The organism is Mycobacterium sp. RTGN5 (assembly GCF_033804465.1).
Taxonomy (GTDB): domain Bacteria; phylum Actinomycetota; class Actinomycetes; order Mycobacteriales; family Mycobacteriaceae; genus Mycobacterium.
In genome coordinates this window covers 76,804-97,364 of the sequence record NZ_JAPZLA010000003.1, presented here as the reverse complement: position 1 = coordinate 97,364, position 20,561 = coordinate 76,804, and the positions used below count along the sequence as shown (strand labels likewise).

General features: G+C 64.3%; 21 protein-coding genes. 12 read left to right on the top strand and 9 right to left on the bottom strand.

The genetic code is table 11. The features are described 5' to 3' along the window. The 9 genes from SLQ31_RS17330 to SLQ31_RS17290 are packed head-to-tail and all read left to right on the top strand — an operon-like array spanning position 1 to position 9,267. On the top strand, positions 1 to 855 hold the full coding sequence (locus tag SLQ31_RS17330) for an ABC transporter permease (RefSeq protein WP_319434879.1): 855 nt from the start codon (positions 1 to 3) through the stop codon (positions 853 to 855). Next, positions 855 to 2,228, top strand: coding sequence for an MlaD family protein (locus tag SLQ31_RS17325; protein ID WP_319434876.1), 1,374 nt, complete (start codon positions 855 to 857; stop codon positions 2,226 to 2,228). The genes SLQ31_RS17330 and SLQ31_RS17325 overlap by 1 nt, the downstream gene beginning before the upstream one ends. Positions 2,229 to 2,230: 2 nt before the next feature. After that, positions 2,231 to 3,286 carry an MCE family protein gene (locus tag SLQ31_RS17320; RefSeq protein ID WP_319434875.1) on the top strand — a complete coding sequence of 352 codons (1,056 nt, stop codon included), beginning with the start codon at positions 2,231 to 2,233 and terminating at the stop codon, positions 3,284 to 3,286. After that, positions 3,279 to 4,298, top strand: coding sequence for an MlaD family protein (locus SLQ31_RS17315; protein ID WP_319434873.1), 1,020 nt, complete (start codon positions 3,279 to 3,281; stop codon positions 4,296 to 4,298). Before SLQ31_RS17320 ends, SLQ31_RS17315 begins: the two co-directional genes overlap by 8 nt. Further along, the gene (locus tag SLQ31_RS17310) at positions 4,295 to 5,410 is read left to right on the top strand and encodes an MCE family protein (protein ID WP_319434871.1); all 1,116 of its coding nucleotides are present in this window, start codon (positions 4,295 to 4,297) and stop codon (positions 5,408 to 5,410) included. The genes SLQ31_RS17315 and SLQ31_RS17310 overlap by 4 nt, the downstream gene beginning before the upstream one ends. Continuing rightward, a complete protein-coding gene (locus SLQ31_RS17305) occupies positions 5,407 to 6,612 on the top strand; it encodes an MlaD family protein (protein WP_319434870.1) in 1,206 nt (401 codons plus the stop codon). The genes SLQ31_RS17310 and SLQ31_RS17305 overlap by 4 nt, the downstream gene beginning before the upstream one ends. Continuing rightward, complete coding sequence (locus SLQ31_RS17300; RefSeq protein ID WP_319434868.1) at positions 6,609 to 7,859, top strand: MlaD family protein; 1,251 nt, start codon at positions 6,609 to 6,611, stop codon at positions 7,857 to 7,859. Before SLQ31_RS17305 ends, SLQ31_RS17300 begins: the two co-directional genes overlap by 4 nt. Before the next feature lie 11 nt (positions 7,860 to 7,870). Further along, positions 7,871 to 8,485 (top strand): DUF3329 domain-containing protein, encoded by a 615-nt coding sequence (locus SLQ31_RS17295; protein ID WP_319434866.1) that lies wholly within the window; start codon positions 7,871 to 7,873, stop codon positions 8,483 to 8,485. Positions 8,486 to 8,490: 5 nt separating this feature from the next. After that, complete coding sequence (locus SLQ31_RS17290) at positions 8,491 to 9,267, top strand: mannan-binding lectin (RefSeq protein ID WP_319434864.1); 777 nt, start codon at positions 8,491 to 8,493, stop codon at positions 9,265 to 9,267. A 5-nt stretch (positions 9,268 to 9,272) separates the two neighbouring features. On the opposite strand, the gene SLQ31_RS17285 is transcribed toward SLQ31_RS17290, so the two are convergent. Further along, positions 9,273 to 10,151, bottom strand: coding sequence for an oxygenase MpaB family protein (locus tag SLQ31_RS17285; protein ID WP_319434862.1), 879 nt, complete (start codon positions 10,149 to 10,151; stop codon positions 9,273 to 9,275). Between the two features lie 180 nt (positions 10,152 to 10,331). Between SLQ31_RS17285 and SLQ31_RS17280 the strand changes: the two genes are divergently transcribed. Then, entirely contained in the window at positions 10,332 to 11,549 is a 1,218-nt protein-coding gene (locus SLQ31_RS17280; RefSeq protein ID WP_319434859.1) for a TetR/AcrR family transcriptional regulator, read from the top strand. A gap of 82 nt (positions 11,550 to 11,631) precedes the next feature. Here SLQ31_RS17280 and SLQ31_RS17275 read toward each other — a convergent pair whose 3' ends face one another. Then, positions 11,632 to 12,450, bottom strand: coding sequence for a family 16 glycosylhydrolase (locus SLQ31_RS17275; protein ID WP_319434857.1), 819 nt, complete (start codon positions 12,448 to 12,450; stop codon positions 11,632 to 11,634). A 100-nt stretch (positions 12,451 to 12,550) separates the two neighbouring features. On the opposite strand from SLQ31_RS17275, the gene SLQ31_RS17270 reads away from it, so the two are divergent. Further along, positions 12,551 to 13,033 (top strand): hypothetical protein, encoded by a 483-nt coding sequence (locus SLQ31_RS17270; protein ID WP_319434855.1) that lies wholly within the window; start codon positions 12,551 to 12,553, stop codon positions 13,031 to 13,033. Here SLQ31_RS17270 and SLQ31_RS17265 read toward each other — a convergent pair. From SLQ31_RS17265 to SLQ31_RS17245, 5 genes are all read right to left on the bottom strand, one after another. Further along, entirely contained in the window at positions 13,030 to 13,611 is a 582-nt protein-coding gene (locus tag SLQ31_RS17265; protein WP_319434853.1) for a hypothetical protein, read from the bottom strand. The two genes, SLQ31_RS17270 and SLQ31_RS17265, sit on opposite strands and share 4 nt — an antisense overlap. A gap of 59 nt (positions 13,612 to 13,670) precedes the next feature. Then, positions 13,671 to 14,096 (bottom strand): cupin domain-containing protein, encoded by a 426-nt coding sequence (locus SLQ31_RS17260; RefSeq protein WP_319434851.1) that lies wholly within the window; start codon positions 14,094 to 14,096, stop codon positions 13,671 to 13,673. A 31-nt stretch (positions 14,097 to 14,127) separates the two neighbouring features. Then, complete coding sequence (locus SLQ31_RS17255) at positions 14,128 to 15,060, bottom strand: hypothetical protein (RefSeq protein WP_319434849.1); 933 nt, start codon at positions 15,058 to 15,060, stop codon at positions 14,128 to 14,130. Positions 15,061 to 15,134: 74 nt separating this feature from the next. Then, positions 15,135 to 15,422 carry a DUF3761 domain-containing protein gene (locus SLQ31_RS17250; RefSeq protein WP_319435806.1) on the bottom strand — a complete coding sequence of 96 codons (288 nt, stop codon included), beginning with the start codon at positions 15,420 to 15,422 and terminating at the stop codon, positions 15,135 to 15,137. A 129-nt stretch (positions 15,423 to 15,551) separates the two neighbouring features. Continuing rightward, a complete protein-coding gene (locus SLQ31_RS17245; RefSeq protein ID WP_413642567.1) occupies positions 15,552 to 16,175 on the bottom strand; it encodes an N-acetylmuramoyl-L-alanine amidase in 624 nt (207 codons plus the stop codon). Positions 16,176 to 16,533: 358 nt separating this feature from the next. Between SLQ31_RS17245 and SLQ31_RS17240 the strand changes: the two genes are divergently transcribed. Next, positions 16,534 to 18,081, top strand: coding sequence for a serine/threonine-protein kinase (locus tag SLQ31_RS17240; RefSeq protein ID WP_319434845.1), 1,548 nt, complete (start codon positions 16,534 to 16,536; stop codon positions 18,079 to 18,081). Positions 18,082 to 18,117: 36 nt separating this feature from the next. On the opposite strand, the gene SLQ31_RS17235 is transcribed toward SLQ31_RS17240, so the two are convergent. Continuing rightward, on the bottom strand, positions 18,118 to 18,936 hold the full coding sequence (locus SLQ31_RS17235) for a M14 family zinc carboxypeptidase (protein WP_319434843.1): 819 nt from the start codon (positions 18,934 to 18,936) through the stop codon (positions 18,118 to 18,120). Beyond that, entirely contained in the window at positions 18,930 to 20,543 is a 1,614-nt protein-coding gene (locus SLQ31_RS17230; protein WP_319434841.1) for a serine/threonine-protein kinase, read from the bottom strand. The genes SLQ31_RS17235 and SLQ31_RS17230 overlap by 7 nt, the downstream gene beginning before the upstream one ends. Positions 20,544 to 20,561 lie beyond the last annotated feature (18 nt).

The following is a 20,561-nucleotide window of genomic DNA, read 5'->3' as shown; positions in this document are numbered from 1 at the left end:
GTGACGGCGTCGACCTACTACCCGTTCCGGGTCCCGTTGGCCCGGCTCGGCCGGAAGCTGTCCACGCCGATCCTTCGGCTGGGCCACATGCTGGTGTTCTTCATCCGCGCGGTGGCGGCGATACCGATTGCGTTACGCCACTACCGCTCTGAATTCGCCCGGCTGCTCTCCGACATCGCCTGGGGCAACGGCTCGCTGGTCGTCGGCGGCGGCACCGCCGGCGTCGCGCTGGTCCTCGGCGTGACCGTCGGCGCGATCGTCGGCATCGAGGGCTACAACTTCTTGAACCTGCTCGGCCTTGGGCCGGCCACCGGGATCATCTCGTCGTTGGTGAACACCCGGGAGCTGGCGCCCATCGCGGCCTCGCTGGCGTTCGCGACGCAGGGCGGCTGCCGGTTCACCGCTCAACTGGGCTCGATGCGGATCGCCGAGGAGATCGACGCACTCGACTCGTTGGCGATCCGGCCCATCCCCTACCTGGTCACCACCCGGCTGATGGCCTCGGTCGTCGCCGTGATCCCGCTCTACATCCTGGTTTTGGCGACGAGCTTCCTGACCACCCAGATCGTGGTAGAGGTGATCAGCGGTGGCTCGAATGGGGCTTATCTGCACTACTTCACGCTGATGCTGTCCGGTACCGACATCTGGTACTCGCTGCTGAAGGCGGTCATCTTCGTCTGGATCGCCTCGACCATCCAGTGCTACTACGGCTTCTACGCCAGCGGCGGACCCGAAGGTGTCGGCATCGCCGCAGGGCACGCGATGCGCGCGGCCATCACCGTGACGATCATCGTGAACATGCTGATGACCATGGCGCTGTGGAGCGTCGACGCCGGCGCGAGATTCGGCGGATAATGGCGAATTCGTTTGATTTGGACGGGCGCGGCCCCTCGAACCGTCAGCTGCTCTTCAGTGGGGTGGCCGTGCTGGTGGTGGCGGCCATGATCACTACGGTTCTGCTGGCCAAGTCCAACGGCAAGCTCGACAACTACGTCCGGGTGGTCGCCGACCTGCTCAACGTCGGCGACGGGTTGCCGCAGAAGTCCGACGTGAAATACCACGGCGTGCTGGTTGGCGCGGTCGACAACGTGATCCCCGCCGCCAACGGCCATCCCAACTACGTCCACATCGACCTCAAGCCGGAATACGCCGGGTCCATCCCGGCTTCGGTGACCGCGCGGGTCGTGCCCTCCAATGTGTTCGCGGTGTCATCGGTGCAACTGGTCGCCGCCGAGGCAGGACCGGCGATCCGCGCCGGCGAGCACATCCCCGAAGACACCCAGCTGCCGACCGTGCTGTTCCAGACCACGATCAGCAAGCTGCGCGACGTGCTGGCCGCCACCGGACGCGGACGCGAGGACCGCAGCGTGGGAATCCTGGCCGCTGTCAACGCCGCAACCGAGAACCGCCGCGGCAAGCTGCTGACCACTGGCGCCCAGCTCAACCGGCTGCTCGACCAGCTGAACTCAATCGTCAGCACCGACGAGGGGCCGTCGACGGTGTCCGCGCTCATCGACGCCACCCACGGATTGGCCGCCACCGCACCCGATCTGGTCGACGCCCTACACCAGGCAGTCGAACCCATGCAGGTCCTCGCCGAAAAGCGCTCGGCCCTGACCACTTTGCTCACCGGCGGTGAGCACACCGTGGGCACCACGCACACCGCCATCGACAATCACATCGACCAGCTCACCGGGATCACCAACCATCTCACTCCGGTGTTGGGCAGCCTCGCGATGAACGCAGGCAAGTTCGTTCCGGTGTTCACGAAGCTGAACGGCCTGTCGCGCAAGTTCTTCGAAGACGTGTGGATGCCCGACCTGGACACCGGCAACATGCGCATCAATCTGTCTTTGACGCCGAGCTATTCCTATACCCGTGCCGACTGCCCCCGCTATGGCCAGCTGTTGGGGCCGAGTTGCTACACCGCGCCGGAGATCGTGGTGCGGCCCGACCTGCCTGAGATGCTGTTGCCGCAGAACTACCAGCCGCCCAAGGATCTGGCCCCCACGCCGGGCACCGTCGTGGGCCCCAACGGCAACCTCGTCGCCGTCGGCCCGCCGTTGATCAACCCCAACCCGAATCTGGCCGACCCGAATCCGCCTGTGCCCTATTGGCTCTCCCCAGCGCCACGGGTGCCGGGCACGGCCGATCCCGCCGACGCGCCACCGCCGCCGGCGCCCCCTGCGGCCGCGCCACCGCTGCCCGCCGAAGCGCCGGGAGGCTGAGGATGAGATTTCGCGCCCCGCTGATCGGCCTGTCTCTGTTCATGGTCGTGGCAATGACGCTGACCTGGTTGGTCTACGTCACGCTGCGCCGCGACGTGGCCGGCCCCACCACGCCCTATGCCGCAATGTTCACCGACGTGTACGGCCTACGGGAGGGTGACGACGTCCGGATGGCCGGCGTCCGCGTCGGTCGGGTCGAAAAGATCGAACTGAGTGGCAAATTGGCCAAGGTGTCGTTCGTCGTCCAGAACGACCAGCACCTGTTCGGCAACACCTCCGCCTCGGTGACCTACCAGAACATCGTCGGCCAGCGCTATCTGGGGCTGGCGCTGGGCAAGATCGGTGACCCGGGCCCGCTGCCCCCGAACACCACCATTCCGGTTGAGCGCACCGATCCGTCGTTCGACGTCGGCACGCTGCTCAACGGCTACGAACCGCTGTTCAGCGTCCTCAATCCCCGCGACGCCGACAACCTGACCAAGGGCGTCATCCAGTCCTTGCAGGGTGACAACGCCTCGATAGTGAACCTGGTCAGCCAAACCTCCATCCTCACCGACACATTCGCCGGCCGCGACCAGACGCTCGGCAGCGTCATCACCCAGCTGAACACGGTCATGGGTAACCTCGCCGCGCAGAACAAGAGCCTCGATCAGGTGCTCTCCCAGACCAGCAAGACCGTGTCGGACTTCAACGGGCGACAAACCGAGCTGGTGGAATCGACCGGAACGATGGCACGGGTGCTCCGGCAGCTGTCGGCCGTCTCCGACACCGTCGACCCGCAGCTGAACGAAATGGTCACCCGTCAGCCCGGTTTCACCGGACACCTGGTCGACATCGAGCCGCAGTTGGCGTTCACCGGTGACAACCTGCCGCTCATGCTCAAAGGGCTGGCGCGGATCACCGGCGAGGGCGCTTTCGGCAACGCGTACGCCTGCGACCTGAACGGCACCGGCTTCTTCCCCGGTCTCAACGACGTGACGCCGATCATCGTCGACCACGCGACACCGGGGAACAAGGCCATGTACACCCCGCGATGCAGGAACATGGCCAATGGCTAGGGGCCGACTGGAGAGCTACAACAAGACCTGGCTCGGTCTGATTGCCGTCGCCGTGGTCACCGTCATCGTCGGGGCGATGCTGATTGCCAACGCCGCCAACGTCGGTCATCGGCACTACACCGCGAACTTCCTCCAGGCCGCCGCCCTGCAGACCGGGAACCCGATCACCATCGGCGGCATCCAGGTCGGCAAGGTCACCAGCATGAAGCTGGCCGGCGACCACGTCGAGGCGGGTCTCGAGGTGCGCAACGACGTCGCGCTGGGCAAGGACTCGCGGGCGGTGATTAAAGTCGCCACCATCCTGGGCTCGCGGTATCTGTCGCTGGAGCCCGAAGACGGTGGGACCGTGCCCAACAACACCTTCGACCTGGCGCACACCGAGGTGCCCTACGACCTGCAGGCCGCGCTGGCCGATGTGACGACCACCTACGAGCAGGTCGACACCGATGCGTTCGCGAAGTCACTGGGGATCCTGGGCACGCAGATGCAGGGCCTGCCCGCCGTGGTGCCAGAGGCGATGCGGAACATTCAGACCCTGTCGACGGTGATCGCCGATCGTCGAGATCAACTGGGCGCCTTGCTGAAGAGCACGGACATGGTCAGTAGCACCCTGGAGCGTCAGCACGCCAACATCGCCGCGATGATCAATCAGGGGCAGGATCTGATCGGCCGGTTCGTCGACCGCAGCGCCACGTTCCACGCGATGATGGCGGCGCTGACCAATTTGGTGAACAGGTTGAGCACCACTGTGGTGACCAACCGGGGTGAGTTGGACCAGACCATCACGAATCTGCGCGAGCTGTCCGATCTTCTGGCCCAGCATGACGATCTGCTGCGTAGCACCCTGCAGGCCGGCCCGGTGGCGCTACGGGGCTTTGCCAACGCGACCGGTACCGGCAACGCGGTCGACTTCAACACACCCGGCGGCTTGGTCGTCGATTCCTGGATGTGCGCAATCAGCGGGCGGGCCAAGCAGTTCGGCATGATTCCGTACTTCAAGGACTGCAAGTGAGCGCGCGGGCCAGACTGCTGGCGATCGTGACGGTGATCGTGGTGGTCGTCGCATCGGTGACCACCGTCGCGTGGGTGTACTTCAAATCGACCACCGATCACATCACGCTGACCGCCCAATTCGACAGCGCCGCAGGGCTTTATGTCGATAACACGGTCGCGGTACTGGGTATGCCGGTCGGCAAGGTCACCGAGATCACCCCCAAGAGCGGCTACGTCGAGGTCAAGTTCACCGTCGACCGCGGCGTCACCATTCCGGCGGATGCTCAGGCCGTGACGATATCGACGTCGATCCTGACCGACCGGCAGATCGAGCTCACCCCGCCCTACCGCAGCGGCCCGGCCCTCAAAGACAACGACACCATCGGGCTACCCCGGACCAAGACGCCGGTCGAGTTCGCGCGGGTGCTCGGGGTGCTGGACAAGATCTCGACCTCGCTCAAGGGTAACGGCAACGGCGACGGCCCGGTGGCCGACGTCGTCAACTCCGGCGCGGCGATCGCCGACGGCAACGGCGAGAAGATCAAAGACGCACTTGGCCAGCTGTCGAATGCGTTGCGGCTCAGCGCTGACGGTGGGACGCAGACGGGGGATCAGCTGACCACGATCGTGCGCAACCTCAGTTCACTGTTACAGGCGGCCGCCGACAACGATGCGAAGCTGCGTGACTTCGGTACCACCGTGCGTCAGCTGAGCCAGGTCGTCAACGACGAGGACTTCGGCAGCGGCACCACCGGTAAGACGATGAACACCCTGCTGGCGCAGGTCGGCGATTTCCTGGAGAAGAACCGCGACAACATCAAAGCCGTTGCCAACAATGGCAGTACCACCGCGAATACGTTCGTCGAACGTCAGCGGGATCTCACAGAGTTCCTCGATGTCGGCCCGTTGGCGCTGGACAACCTGTACAACGTCGTGGACCAGCGCAACGGTGCGGCACGGGCCAGGATCCTCACCGATCGGGTGTTGTTCGACAACCAGGGGATCAAGGAGGTCTGCAACATGATGGGCTTGCGCCAGTTGGGTTGCAGCACCGGCACATTGCAGGACTTCGGACCGGACTTCGGGCTGACGTATGTCCTCGACGGCATGGCTGCGATGGGCCAGAAATGAAACGCGCCATAGCGGTTCTGGTCGTCGCGGTCGGTGCCACGGCGTGCTCGTCCAACGGGTTGTCCAGCCTGCCGTTGCCGGCGCCGACCGTCGGCAGTGACGGGTACCGCCTGACCGCCATCTTCTCCAACGCACTGAACCTGCCCGCCAGCGCCAAGGTGAAGCTGGCCGGTGCCGACGTCGGCCAGATGGAGACGATGGTGGCGCGTAACTACACCGCAGTCACCACGATCCGGGTCATGGACGGGGTCCGGCTACCGAAGGGCACCACCGTCGAACTGCGGTCGGCCACCCCGCTGGGCGATGTGTTCATCGCGCTGAAACCACCGGCAGACGCCTCCGCAACCACGCCGCTGTTGAAGGACGGCGACACCATCGGCCTGGATTCCACAACGGCAGCGGCCACGGTGGAATCGGTGCTCAGTTCAGCGGCGATCCTGGTCAACGGCGGCGCGGTGCGCAATCTCACCAACGTCATCAACGGCATGGGCAAGGCGACCGGCGACCAGGGGCAGGCCTTCGGCGACATCATCGCCAAGACCAACAGCACGCTGTCCAAGCTGACAGCGCGCTCCGACCAGATCTCCCAGGCACTCACCGAAACATCGCAGTTGGCCAAGAATCTCGACGCCAAGAACCAGGCGCTCACCGAAGTGATGGCCGCGGCAGGTCCGGCGACCGACACCCTGGCCACCAATTCCGACACCGTCGCAGACGTCGTCCAGCAGGTCGGTGACACGAGCAGGCAGTTGGAGAAGTTCCCGTCGATCGCGGGCACCGACACCAGTGGGCGCAGTGTGATCGGCGACGCCAACACCATCGCACGAGCCTGGAATGACTTGGTCTTGGCTCCGGACGCGAATCTCGCTGCGTTGAACCGGCTGATGCCGCCAATCATCAAAGCGTCACCCAGCAGTGCGTTTTCGGTGCGGGCGAGCATCGACCGGTTGGTGCTCGGGTCGATCCCCGATGCCGGGTTCGGCGGCGACGTCGGGTTCCACGGGCCCAAGCGCTACGACTGGGCGCAGATGGCCGGCACGTTCAAGTACACGCTGTGGCGGCTGCAGCAGCGCGTCGTCGGCCAGGGCCCCGGCGTTGAGCAAGTTCCCGTGCTGCCCAGTCCCACCGACCCCGGCCAGCAGATCATCGCCCCACCAGCCGGGCCACCGCCCGGACCGCCTGCGTCGGAGCCCCCGCCATGATCAACAAGAGCGCCGATCAGCTGGTGCGGGTGGTCGGATTCGGGCATCGACACCGATTGTGGTTGTCGACAGCGGGTTTGGTGCTGACGCTGGTGATCTCGACGGCCTATGTGTTGGTCGGTGCGCTGCGGGTGACGCCGTTCGACTCGGCGTATCGGGTGACCATTCAGCTGTCGGAATCCGGTGGGCTGCTGCCCAATCAGGACGTCACGCTGCGCGGGGTGCCGATCGGGCGGGTGCAGTCGCTGGCGATCACGCCCGACGGAGTCGCCGCGGTGGCCACAGTGCGTTCGGATGTTCGGATCCCGTCGGCGAGCCCGGTGCGGGTGTCGGGGCTGTCCCCGGCCGGCGAGCAATACATCGAATTCGTACCGGATTCCGATGCCGGGCCGTACTTGCGGGACGGCAGCATCGTCGCGCAGAACAAGACCTCGGTGCCGCCCAGCCTGGCGCAGGTACTCGCCAACGCCGACGGCATGCTCAAGCAAGTCGACCCGGCCAAGCTCGAGCTGATCAAGAAAGAGCTCAGCCTGAGCAACGAGGGTCCCCAGAAGATGGCCGACATCATCGACGGCGGCGCCTTCCTTTTGTCCACACTGGATTCCGTGCTGCCGCAGACCACGAGCATTCTGCGGACCAGCCGGATCGTGCTGACGATGGCCGCCGACAAGAATCCCGGTCTTAAGGTCGCCGACGGGAACCTAAGTCGCACGTTCACCGGGGTGGACAAGATGGTCGACGGGTATCGCCGGTTCGTCGACCAGACGCCGCAAACCCTTTCTGCCACCGACAATCTGTTCACGGACAACTCCGACACCATGGTCGGGCTGCTGACCAGCATGGCCACCGCGTCGCAGCTGTTGTATGTGCGGGTGCCGGCCCTCAACGCGCTGTTCCCGGACTACCGTGGGTCGGTGCTCGACGCGTGGAGCGGCATCATCCACGACAACGGCCTGTGGGCGACCGCTGACATCTACCCGCGCTACGCGTGCGACTACGGCACACCACGAAGGTCACCGTCGGCGGCCGACTACCCCGAGCCCTACCTGTACACCTATTGCCGCGACGACGATCCCGCCGTGCTGATCCGCGGCGCCAAGAACGCACCGCGGCCGGCCGGCGACGACACCGCCGGTCCCCCGCCGGGCGCCGACCTGGGCGCGACGACCGACCCGACACCCAAGGGCCGCTACACCATTCCGACCCCCTATGGCGGCCCCGTGCTGCCGATCGAACCGCCGAGTTGAAGGAGATAGCGGTGACCGTGACCAGTGAAAACGAACTCGACACCGAGGTTGAGACCAAGGTGGAGCCCGAGACCGAGGCCGTCGATGAGAAGGCTACCGACGAAGTCGTGGCCGAAAAAGAGGTCGCTGTGGAGCCCTCGCCACGACGGTGGCCGCGGCTGGTCCGTCGGGGTCTGGTGTGGGCGTTGATTGTTGGGCTGCTCGGGGCTTCTGGCTTTCTGGGCTGGCAGGTGTGGCAACAGCGTGAGATCGCTGCGGCTTCGCGTGAGGCTCAGCAGGCCGCCGTGCACTACGCGCAGATACTGACGAGCATCGACTCCAACAACGTCGACCAGAACTTCAATGAAGTGCTCAACGGCGCGACCGGCGAATTCAAGGACATGTACTCGCGATCCAGCTCGCAACTGCGCCAGTTGCTGGTGGACAACAAGGCCACCGCGCGGGGCGTGGTGATCGATTCGGCGGTGAAGTCGGCGTCGAAGAACCAGGTCGTCGTGCTGATGTTCGTCGACCAGACGGTGGCCAACAGCGCCGCGCCGGATCCCCGCATCGACCGCAGCCGGGTCAAGATGACCATGGACAAGGTCGATGGGTCCTGGCGGGCAAGCAAAGTCGAACTTCCCTGATTCCCATGCGATTCCGTCTGGTTGGGGTTCTCGCGGTGGCATCGATGATCACCGCGCCGGTGGCAGATGCGTCGGCGCCGGACTTCTGCGCGGGCCTGGGAACCGATTGGGATGGCGCGTATTGCCACACCTCGGTGCCCTCGGAACGCAAGGCCGTCCGCGACATCAAGGTGGCCGTCCCCGGGGATCTGATCGACAATCCGGTGACCGGTCCGACCATCCGGGACTATCTGACGCAGTTGGTCAACAACTGGCGCAGCGTCGGTGTGCACATGGTGGCCGACAGCTTCGGCGAGGAGAACTTCCAGATCCTGCAACGCGGTGACGTGCTCAGTGTGGTGTTCCACGAGGACTATCACGCCGATGGACCCAACTTCAACAACGCTTATCGCACATTCACGTGGGACATGGCACGCGGAGTCAAGCTGGGGCTGGCCGACGTACTGAAGCCCGGGGTGGATTTCGGCGCGATCGCGTCGCTGGGGCAGCCGTTCATCGAGGACGCGCTGAATCAAGCACCGCCACAACATCAGCCGGGCAGCTACCCGTTCCAGCTGGATCGCTGGGGGCCGGACAAGGTGTATTCCGGCGGGTACAAGGCGTGGGCCCTGTCCGGTGACGAGCTGATCCTGTACATGCCGGACTACCCGGTGGGTCACGATACGCCGGTCAATTACACGCCCGGCATCATGCAGTGGTTCATGGATGGCGGCACGGTGCAGGCGCATATCCCCTTGGCCGCACTGAGTTCGGTGCTGCGCCCGCAGTTCGGCGGAGCGTGATCGTGCTAGACCAGCTGCTTGCCGCGACGGGCACGCCAGCGCAGGTCAGCCAGCAGCACGTAGGGTCCTGGTTGGCGGATGAACGACGGCAGGAAGCGGTTCACCAGGGCGACGAACCGGAAGAGCCACTCGAACCGTCGCTGCTTTTTCGCATGCCAGGTGAGCCCGAGCGCGTCGCGGAACACCGGGGCCAGAAAGCCCGCAGTGAGGAATTTCAGCAGCCGCCGAAATGGCAAGCGCAGCAACGGGTTGATCATCTTGAGGTTGATCAGGTCGAGCAGATAGGCGCGGACGGCGTCGTCGATCTGGACGCTTTGGCAGGCAGTGTTCCAGTAGTCGTCGAACGCGGCACGCGTGGGCGGCCATTGGTCTTCGTGGACCTGCAGGGTGGTCCCCAGCGGCCAGGCCGAGCGGTAGAAGCCTTCGGCCTGCTCGGCGGTCATCTCGCCGCGCAAGAGTTGGTAGGTGTCCTCCAAGCCGACGAAAAGGCAGGCGGCCACCCACATCTGCAGATCGCGGTCGAAAGCGTTGTAGCGCACCGGACTTTCGTCGGTGGACTTGACGTGGCGGTGCGAGGTGTTGACGGCCTCGCGGTACAGCAGCTTGTCGTGATCGGTGCCCAGCACCGCGACGGCGATGTAGGTGAACGTGGTGCGAGCCCGCTTCCACGGATGTTTGAGAAGGCTCCCCGAGTCCACCTTGGACTCGACGACGCCGTAGCCGACACCCGGCAGGGCGAGCTGCATGATGACGTTGGCCGGGCCGGCGGCGAACGACCAAAAGTCCATGGCTTCAGCGGCGGTGACGGGTTCGTCGCCCCAGCGGGCGGTCCGTTTGGTGATCGCGATCCGGGTGGCATTGGTGGTCAGCGATGACGACGGCATGCGCACATCTCCCCTTGTCGAACTCCTTCCAGCGTCTCACGCGGAGGATCTCAAGTAAACGACTCGTAGTCCATCTAAATGCTATTTACGCAGCTGAGACGCAGAGAAGTGATTGGCCATTCTCCATATCTGAACGTGGCCGCCCGGCGACCATGCCAAGGAGCGACTAGCGTGGAGTCCGTGTCAGATGGCGAACCCGCCGTTCGGCGGCGGCCCAAAGACCGCAAGGCGCAGATCGCGCGCGCATCGGCCGATGCGTTCGGGTCGCAGGGCTACCACGCGGTCAGCATGGAGGACATCGCCGCGCGGGTCGGCATCACGCCCGCGGCGCTGTATCGGCACTCCCCCAGCAAGTACGACTTGTTCCGCGACGCCGTCCTTGGCCTGGGTCAATTGCTGGTCGACGCCACCGAGTTCGCCGACGACAGCTCCGACGATGACCCGGCAGTGACGTTGCGGGCGTTGACGTCCGCATTGGTCGACACCACGATTGCCTGCCGCACGGCGGGGGGACTGTACCGGTGGGAAGCGCGGTATCTGCGTGATCCCGATCGCGCCGTTCTGGTCGATCAGCTCAAGGTGGTGAACCGCCGGCTGCAGGTTCCGCTGGCGCAGCTGCGGCCCAAGCTGACATCGACTCAGTTGCGGACGCTGTTGACGGCCACCCTCAGCGTGATCGGCAGCATCACCGACCACTCCAATCCGCTTGCGGCAGGCGAGATCCGCGCGTGCCTGATCACGATGTCGACTGATCTGCTGGCGGCCGATCTGCCCACGACTCGGCGCCGCACCGTCGTGCCGCGGAAAGCCGTCAGCGTCGGGGCCGAGGCGGGGATGTACGAGCATGTGCTCCACGAGGCGGTGCGGTTGTTCTACGAGCACGGGTACCGCAACACGAGCATGGAGGACATCGCGTCTGCGGTCGGCATCCAGGCGTCCGGGCTGTACCGATCGTTCCCGGGCAAGGCCGACATCCTCGCGCTGGCGTATCGGCGGGCGGCTGATCAGCATTCCAGTGATACCGCCGATGCGCTGTCCCGCACCGCCGATCCTGAAGCGGCACTGGATGAGTTGATCGATGAGTACCTCGGCCGGGTGATGGAATCGCCCGATCTGCCCTACGTGTATTACACAGAGCGGCAAAACGTTCCGGAGGCAGACCTAGGAGTGTTGGAGACCATCGAGCATTCGACGATGGATGCGTGGGCACGCCTGGTGACCGCGGCGCGGCCCGAGATGAAGATCGGTGCCGCCCGGTATGCGGTGGCGGCAGCGTTCTCTCTGACGGTGGACTTCGGCCGGCTCTTCAGCCGCGATTCGGACCCCGGCTCGGTTGCGACGGTTCGCCGGCTGATGGAGGTCACGCTGTTGGGCCGGCCGGTGCGGCGGCGTAGGTAGCTGCTTCGCCGACTGTGGGCCCTACGCACCGAAAATCGCCAACATCGGTACATGACGCCCACACTCGGCGGGCGGGTTCGGGCTACCAGACGCGGATGTAGTCGATCAGCATGTTCGCCGGGTAGGTGCCGCCCCGCGGATCGCCGCCACCGGAGCCTGCGACTGCGAGGTCGAACACCGGAAACATCTGGTAGCCAGCGTCATTGAACTGCCAGTCGGGAAGGGTGTGCGCCGGGACGTTGTAGTAGGGCGCGGTGCCGTCGACGTAGTCCTTGTAGAACCGCATGCCGGCGTCGTCCCATACCAGGCGCCAAGTGTGCCAGGCGGGGTCGACGGCGATGCGCGCGCTGACGTGCTCGCCGCCGTTGAGCTTGGCGTGGATGGCGGTCGCCGGACCCCAGCTGCCGTTGCCGTACCACTCCAAGACGTCGACCTCACCGCCGTTGACGGGGCTCTCGTTGGACAGGTACCAGGCGGGCCAGCAGCCGGCGGTGAGGCAGTCCAGCTTCATCCGGGCTTCCCAGGTGTGGCCGATGCCGCCTTGCCACTTCCCGAAGATCTTGCCGCTGTAGTAGGTGGGGCCGTCCTTGGCCGCATGGAACACCAGGTTGGAGTTGCCGTCGAGGTAGACGTTGCGGCGGTCGTCGCGGTATTGCCCGACGTTTTCGGGCAGCTCCCAGAACGTCGGGTCTTCCATGGTTTCGCGGGCCAGCGCGGTGGTCCACTTGGTGGGGTCCGGCGCCGAGCCGGCGGGGCCGTCGAACTCGTCGTGAAAAATATAGTTCTGCGGGGCCGGGGCGGCCGGGGCTGGTGTGGTCGGTGTGGCGTTGGCGCCGGGGAGTTTGGTGGCTGCTGCCAGGAGGCCGAGGCCCGCTGTCATGAGCATGTGGCGTCGGTCCATGACCCCATGAAAGCCGGATCGTGCGGCGGGCCGCAACCTTGGGGTCAGCTGTATGGGCAATGACCTCGCGTTATGCAGATCGCGGTCGTACGGTTGGGCGGTGGCAGAACAGACAGCGGCGATCGAGCCGGCGCCTCCGCCGGATGCGATCATGCGGGCCGTCAACCCGCTCATGCGGTATCTGTTGCGCACCCCGTTCGCGGGCGGGCTGCGTAAGCAATTCATGGTGCTGAGCTTCAAGGGACGCAAGACGGGGCGCGAGTTCGTCGTGCCGGTGAGCGCGCATCACATCGACGGCGACTTGTATGCGTTGATCGGGAGTGTGTGGAAGGTGAACTTCCGAGGTGGTGCGACGGCTTCGGTGTTGTACGAGGGTCGCGAGCGGGCGATGCGCGGCGAGCTGATCGAGGATCGGGCGCTGACGGCGGATCTGTTCCATCGGTGCGCGGTCGGGTACGGGGTGAAGCGTGGGCAGCGGATGATGGGCTTGAGGTTTCGCGATGCCCGGGTCCCGACGCTGGCGGAGTTCACCGAGGCGATCGAGGTGAATAAGCTCGCGGCTATTCGGTTTACGCCGGCTTAGGCTCCGGCGCACACCTGGGAGTCGCGGATCGTGGTGCCGTAGACGTTGGCGGTGGCGATATGCGCGTTGAGCTGTCCCGACGGTATTTGGTGCTTCATGTTGTCGCTGATCTGGGTGAGCTGATACCAGAGGTGGAAGACCGAATCCCCGTTGTAGACAGGCGAATACTCGCTCTGGTCGGGGTAATTCACGATGAACAGGGTGTGCGCGCGGGGGTCGAGGAATGCCGCGGACTGGTCCAGGTTGGCGATGATGGCGTCGGCGGCTGGCTGCACGCCGGGTGCGGTCCAGACGTCGTGGCGGCCGTCGAGGAAGTGCTGGAAGCCGAAGGCCTGGCTGATGAGGGTGTCGTATTGGGCGTTGAACCATTGGCAGGATTCGCGCATCGCGGTGACCTGCTCGGGGGTGACCCGGTTCTGCCACAGGTTGTACGGATAGACGACGGTGTTGGGCTGCCAGTCCGAGTCGTGTGGGATGAACGCGGGCAGTGAGGGTGCGTTGTCGGCATGGGCGAGCGGTGTCGCGGTGGCCGCGGCTGCCAGTAGGAGTGCTGCGAGGTGTCTTACTCCTAGGCGCATGGGCAATTTTCTCGTGTGACAACCGGCGTTGTCTAGGGTTCCGCCCGACCTAACCTGCGTTATGCGGGCGGTGGTGTGCCGATCAGGACGGCGGACATGCGGTAGCCGTCCGGACCGGCCTTCCACGCGTGGTCGACGCCATTCATGACGACCATGTCGCCGGCTTCGACTCGATGGACGCCATCACCGAGGATCAGGTCGACGCTGCCGCTGAGCACGGTCTCGAAGTCAATGGTGTCGGTGTGGTGCATCGGGGTTTCGGTGTTCGGTCCTTGCTCGACGACCATCCAGCGGACGTGGCCGGGCTCGAGGAATTGGTCGATGAGGTCGGCGTTGCCCTGCGGGCGTGCCGGTGGCGGGCTCTGCGTGGTGGCGTAGGGCAGGGCGATGGCGAAACCGGGTGCGACTGAGTTGATTTCGACCTCGTCGTTGCTGACGACGCAGGAATTGCCATCGGCATCGACTCCGGTGATGAACAGTCGCATGGGGTTTGGCCTTTCGGTCGTGGTGGCGAAGTCAGGGTAGTGGGTCGGGGACTTCGCTCATGGGCTCGGGTTCTGGCTCTGGTGTCGTCGCGTGGCCGGCCGCACCGAAGACGGCAACGGCCACGGCACCGGCGACGGCGCCGATGAACCCGAGGGCTACCACCCAGCCCATGCCGGGGCGGGCGGTGTCGCCGAGGAACACGACGCCGACAATGCCGGGGACCACGGTCTCGCCGACGACGAGGGCGGCGGTGGCGCCATTCACGGAGCCGAGTTGCAGGGCCACGGTGTGGAGATAGAAGCCGCCGACTCCGGCGATGACGACGACGTATGCGGCCGGGTCGCCGAGGATGACCCAGGGCTGGAAGTGGTCGACGCCGTGGAGAATTCGGACGCCGATCGCGAGCATGCCGAAGAGCACGCCGGCGATCAGTCCGGCCATGATTGCGCTGCGTGCCCCGAGGATGCGGGTGAGGGCAATGCCGCCGAGCAGGATGAGCACCGAGACCGCGAGCACGATCCAGTGGATAGTGCGGTCCGGATTGTCGTGGTGGCCACGCTCACCCGCGCCGAGGCCGAGGATGAAGAGCGAGGCGATGACTGCGACGATGGCGATCCAGTCGCGGGTGTGTAGGCCGATGCCGAGGACGGCGATACCGAGCACAGCGGTGACGATCAGGTTGGCGCTGATGATGGTCTGGGACAAGAACAGCGGAATGAGCCGGGCGGAGACCGCACTGCCGACGAAGCCGACGACGTCCAGGACGATGCCGACGATGAACGCCGCGGTGAGCGCGGCGTGGATGGTCGAGAGGAGGGTCGGTCCGCCGGTCGCGGTGACGTGTCCGGTGGCGCCGCGGTCGCGAGCTGCCGCTGCCGAGCGCCGTGCGCCGTATGCCTGCAGCACTGAGGAGACCCCGTAACCGAGGCATGCCAGGAGTGCCGCCGCAATGCCGATCATCATTGGTCGAGGTTAGTGGTAATCCCTCGCGTCGGTGGACGGACGTCCAGCCAATCGGACGTGTCCAACCGAATGGGTTACAACCATTGCCCTACGCCGTGATGGCCTGAACACGTGCCAGATCGGTGGGTGCTAAACGAGTAACTTCCATCCTTGCAGACTGCAGTAGCTCCCGGCGGTGCACCGGAGCCTGGCGGCACCTGCTCAGGATCGAGGATGCACTGTCCGTCTGAGTTCTCGTAGTAGCCGCTAGTACAGGCCAGTAACGACTCCTGGGCCCCCGTCGCAAGCACCGTCGGGCCAACGATCCCCGCACAACCAATCGCGAGCGAGTACAGAAAGTGCTTAACGCGCACAGCCACCATCCCGGGCATGTATCAATGTTCGCGACCCCCGCAAACCCGTCGCAGATGTTAACGGGTACGCAGATAATTTGTAGCGTTTTTCAGCTCCCACCCCACCTTCCCGGGCGGGGTACGCAAGCTGGCGAGCGATTAGCCGCCTGCTTCGATCTCGTCGACTCTGATGGACCCGTCGGACCCGCACAACGACTGCAAATTCACAGGGCCGCCCGCAAGAAGGGCTTCCACGCGCCGCCTTAAATCGCCGGATGCAATGTGCTCGTAGAGGTTTGCGCCTGGACAGGCGGTAGATGCGACGTCACGATGACCCGCCAACGTATCCGACGCAATGTGAAAGTTCTGGACGGCCCACGCGAATGCCATTGCCGCACCGTCAAGTTGATCTTCGGAGACCGATTCCTGATCGAAATCTCCCTCACACAGGACAAGGAAGTGGCCAACTGGGTCGTAATTTGTGGCGGTGTCGCCCGCCACGTCGGGTGTCCGAAGTTCGTAGATGTTTCCGTTGCGGTCAACTCCGATGTGGTACGCGATGTCGATCCAACCCTGCTCATCCTGGTGAAACTGCTGGTGCTGCCGCAGACGCGACGGAGCGTAGCGGTTTTCGCCGAGAACCACGCCGGTGTGATGGAGGGTCATGCGAGTGATCGTGTGAGGCCGGCCGCCCGGTCGCGCAGGTCTCGCGCCCCAGGCCGCGCGACATAGGAGTGTCGCCGCGGCGGCGGACCCCGCATCTCGTGCTGGCGAAGTCGACACCACAGGTACTTCTGACGGTGTAGCCACCGAACCCGGCGTGCTCGCCGTCGCTGGTGGCCCAGTCTGCGTGACGGCGTCCGGAGCCGGTCGCGAAGCGCAGGCGGCAGTGGCAGCAAGACCCACAAGACCTGACAGAAGCAATTGGCGTCGGCCAAGTGTCGAGGTGTATCCCGACGATCGCTCCAACGGATCCGCGGACATGGCCGTCAGCCTACGGATTCGCACCGAGCTTGTTTGCGGGATGGCGATTCATTTCGCGAGCCCTGGCGATGTAAGTGCTGCTTAGGAGCACGCGCTCACACTGGCGTGCGGCACTCGTTTCTGCTATCAGGTTGAAATCGATCGGTAAGATCCGCAAATGGCCATTGCCGACGGTGCGGTCTTCGCCGGTTACACAATCGTGCAACTGCTCGGCACTGGGGGGATGGGCGAGGTCTACCTTGTTCAGCACCCTCGGCTGCCGCGCCGGGAAGCGCTCAAGATCTTGCCGGCCAGCGTTAGCGCCAATGCTGAATATCGTCAACGCTTCGCCCGAGAAGCAGACATCGCTGCATCTCTGTGGCACCAACATATCGTCGCAGTCCACGACCGTGGTGAAGCCAACGGGCAGCTCTGGATCGCCATGGATTACGTCGATGGTACCGACGCCGCGCAAATCATCAGAGGCCGTTACCCGTACGGAATGCCGCACACCGATGTAATCGAGATCATTGCTGCTATAGCAGATGCACTCGACTACGCACATGGGCGCTATCTCTTGCACCGAGATGTCAAGCCTGCCAACATCCTAATCACCGACCCCCATGGCAAGAATCAGCGAATCATGCTGGCAGACTTTGGAATAGCGCGGGACATCAATGACACCAATGGCTTGACTTCCACCAATGTCACCGTTGGGTCTGTCGCGTATGCTGCGCCGGAACAACTGACCGGAAAATCCCTCGACGGCCGCGCCGACCAGTACGCCCTGGCATGTACCGCATTCCACCTCCTCACGGGCCGGCTTCCCTACGACGATTCCAACCCCGCAGTGGTGATCGGTAACCATCTGTCCTCCCCACCGCCGCAGTTGACAACCTTGCGACCCGACCTCAGTTGGATGGACGAAACGCTGGCCCGCGCGATGGCGAAAGCGCCCTATCAGCGGTTCGACACCTGTCGCGACTTCGCCAACGCCTTGGCCAAGGGCGCAGCGCACCGGCCAGGTCCCACGGATGTCACCCAACTAGCCCCGAGCGGGCCAGCTTCCACCGCTGCGCCCGTCATTGAACAGATTGCACTAGCGCCAACCGTGATAACCCGGGGTAAGCCACGGGCCGCTCTAATCGGCGGCGCGATCGCCGCAGGGCTCCTGGCCGTCGGTTTGGTCGCCTTCTTCGGTGCGCGTCTGGCCCAAGCTCCGACGCCTCCATCGGCGGCGCCCCCGTTCTCTCCAACAATCACACCGTGGTCAGAGTCTGTCGACCCACCGAAGACTGTCACCCAAACGGCGCCTCCGGTGACAGTCACTCAGCCAGGACGTTCTCCGACGACTCGTACGGCGGCTCCTCCTCCTAGTACGCAGAGAACTACGACGGGCGATCTAGGCCTCGCGCAACCAATGAGTGCTCCGCAATGCAACGGTCAGGGAATCGTCGTTCTCGGTTCCGTAACGACTCCTGGTTTGTATTCCGCCGGCGTACAACGGCTCTTGAATGCCCATCCCGGTGCGTTCTACCTCCGCACCGACCAGACCTGTCCTTCGCTGCGCACTGCAACGGACGACGGCAACCCGATCTACGCGGTCTTCACCCCAGGCGGACGTACCCAAGCCGATGTCTGCGCCGCAGTTCAGCGCGCTGGTGCCAATGCCTACGGGAAATGGCTGGACTACACGACAGATCCCGCATACGTCATCCCTTGCTGAAAGTAACGCCAGATCCGATTTGCAGCGCGTTAATGGCTACGAGCCGCGGATGGCGTCGATGAGTGCCAAGTTCAGCCGATCCCACGCAGCGGTAGGAGTAGTACCTTTGCGCACCTCGATGGTCAGCAGCTCCTTACCGCGGTCCCGACCAAGATACGATCCGAGAGACCCTGGTGTGGAGGCGAATTCACTCGATTCCTCGATGGGTAGGCCGCTGTCAGCTGAGAACCGCTCAGCGGTTGCGCGAGCGGGACCGTCGAAGTTGATGAACTCGCGATTGACCCAGGCATGGGAGGCAATCACGAGGTCAGGCGAAGCGTGTTCGATGGTGTCGTAAACGGCGCGAGACTCAGGCTGACTTAACGGCGAACCTCCGTTGATCGGATTGTTGGCATCGAAGTTCGACGCGGGAAAGTTCCGGTTCACGTCGACTCCGTTCGCATTAGCTCTGGTTCCCGTCGCACGGCCATCAGGGTTCGCATCCTCGATGATCGTAAGTGTCACCGCGTCAGCGAGCCCGGCGTTGTTAAATGCTCCTGGGAGTTCCGCAGTTGTGTAAGCGCCTTCTGCTTCGTCGCCATGGATACCACCGATGAAGACAACCCGACGAGGGCCGTGCCCTATGGTCAGTGCCCGGATTGGTCGGCCAAGCACCGAGGAACCGATACTCTGCCAGTCCCTCGCGGCAGGTTGCGGAATTTCCGACGAGGCTGTTGGTACTGCGCTCGTCGGCTGCGCTGGAGGAGCGGCCGACGCTTGCGGATGATCGTACTGGGAAGCGCTGCAACTGATCACGGCCCCCACCGCCAGAATCAGCGACCCTGTGAACAGAAACCTGCTTATCACAGTCAGCACACTGCGAGTTGTGTCGCGCCAGTGGTGACGTAAACGGCGTTGACGTACGCGCCGTTGGCTAGCCTGAACCACGTTCGGCTTGATCCTACGCCGGCATTCGAGCGCAAGTCACCCGTGGTTTGGCAAACCATTGTCACCACGGCGCCGTCGTGCAGGTCGTCGGGATAAAGCCGTGGGGCATCGGTGTATGGCGCGGTGCGTTGTTTGAGGCCGCACGAGTCACCCTCGTCGCAGGTGCCCTGGATCATGCCGAACGCAGCGGATGTTGCGGCCGGCGACTCCACTGTTGTCAAAGGTGGTGGCATGAGAACCGTTGTGGTTGACGGCTTTGCAGGAACGGTGACCGTCCGGGCGGGTATCGAGTTTGGAAGCGTAGGTGAGCTTGCCTGCGTGTCGCGAGTAGCGATCGCAGCGCTAGAATCCGGCCCGGGGTTTGTTGCCCGCTGGTTCCACACCAGGAACCCGGCTCCAGCAAGGATCAGCGGGACGGCGATAGCAAGCGTCAGCACGACGGCGTTACGGGAACGGCCTGTCGAGTTCGAACTCGGTGTGGATGGGGAGGTGTTGGGGGGCAACGCTGTTCGCCAGTCACGGCCATCCCAATACAGAGCCCCAGGTGCGCCGGTCGGGTTCGGATACCATCCGGGTGTCAGCGGCGCGGGAGGCTGGGTGCGCACCTGGGCACCAGCGATGTCCGGAGCGGACTCACCACGGGAGACCGGTGCGAGTAGGGTCGCCGCCAGTGATGAGCCTCGATCGGGAGAAACTGAGAGCTGTTCTGCCAGAGCCTGCGCGAAAACACCGCATGTAGGGAACCTATTGCCGGGACTTTTTGCGAGGGCAATCCCGAAAGCGGGGTCCAATTCAGCCAACTCGGGCCTGATATCGGCCAGCCGCGGCACGGCGGCGCTGAGGTGCCGACTGATCACCACAGCAGCGTTAGAATCAGCGAACATAGGTCTGCCCGTTAGGAGTTGGTAGGCAGTCGCGGCGAGTGAATACTGATCTGCGCGCCCGTCCAAGGCTTCGCCCATCAATTGTTCGGGCGATGCATAATTGACAGTTCCCACGGTCATGTTGGTTGCCGTCAAGGCATTATGCTCATCCATAGTACGAGCAATCCCAAAGTCGCTGAGAAGAATTCGACGCTCGTCGGCATCATCAGGGTGGGCTATCAGAATGTTGGCGGGCTTGACGTCACGGTGCAAGAGTCGCTGCCGATGTGCGTAGTCCAATGCGGATGCCACCGCCGCGACGATCTCGCTGACCAGCTCTGCGGGCATTCCGTCCGGATATCGGTGCGCCAAAGCCGCTGCAACGTCCTCGCCATCGATATATTCCATCGCAATCCACAGGCGGCCCTGAAATTCCCCTCGGTCGAGTACACCGACGATATGGGGATGCCGCAAAGTACAGACAAGATCGGCTTCGCGCATGAAGCGGTCCCGGAAGGTGGGGTCCGTCTCGGTGCTGGCGGTGAGCAGTTTCAGTGCATCGCGCCGGGGAAGTCGAGGGTGCTGTACCAGATAGACCTCACCCATAGCGCCGGCCCCAAGTCGTCGCACGACGGTATATCCGGCAAAAACCTCACCCGCCCCCAACGGCATTTCCGGATCGTACCCAAA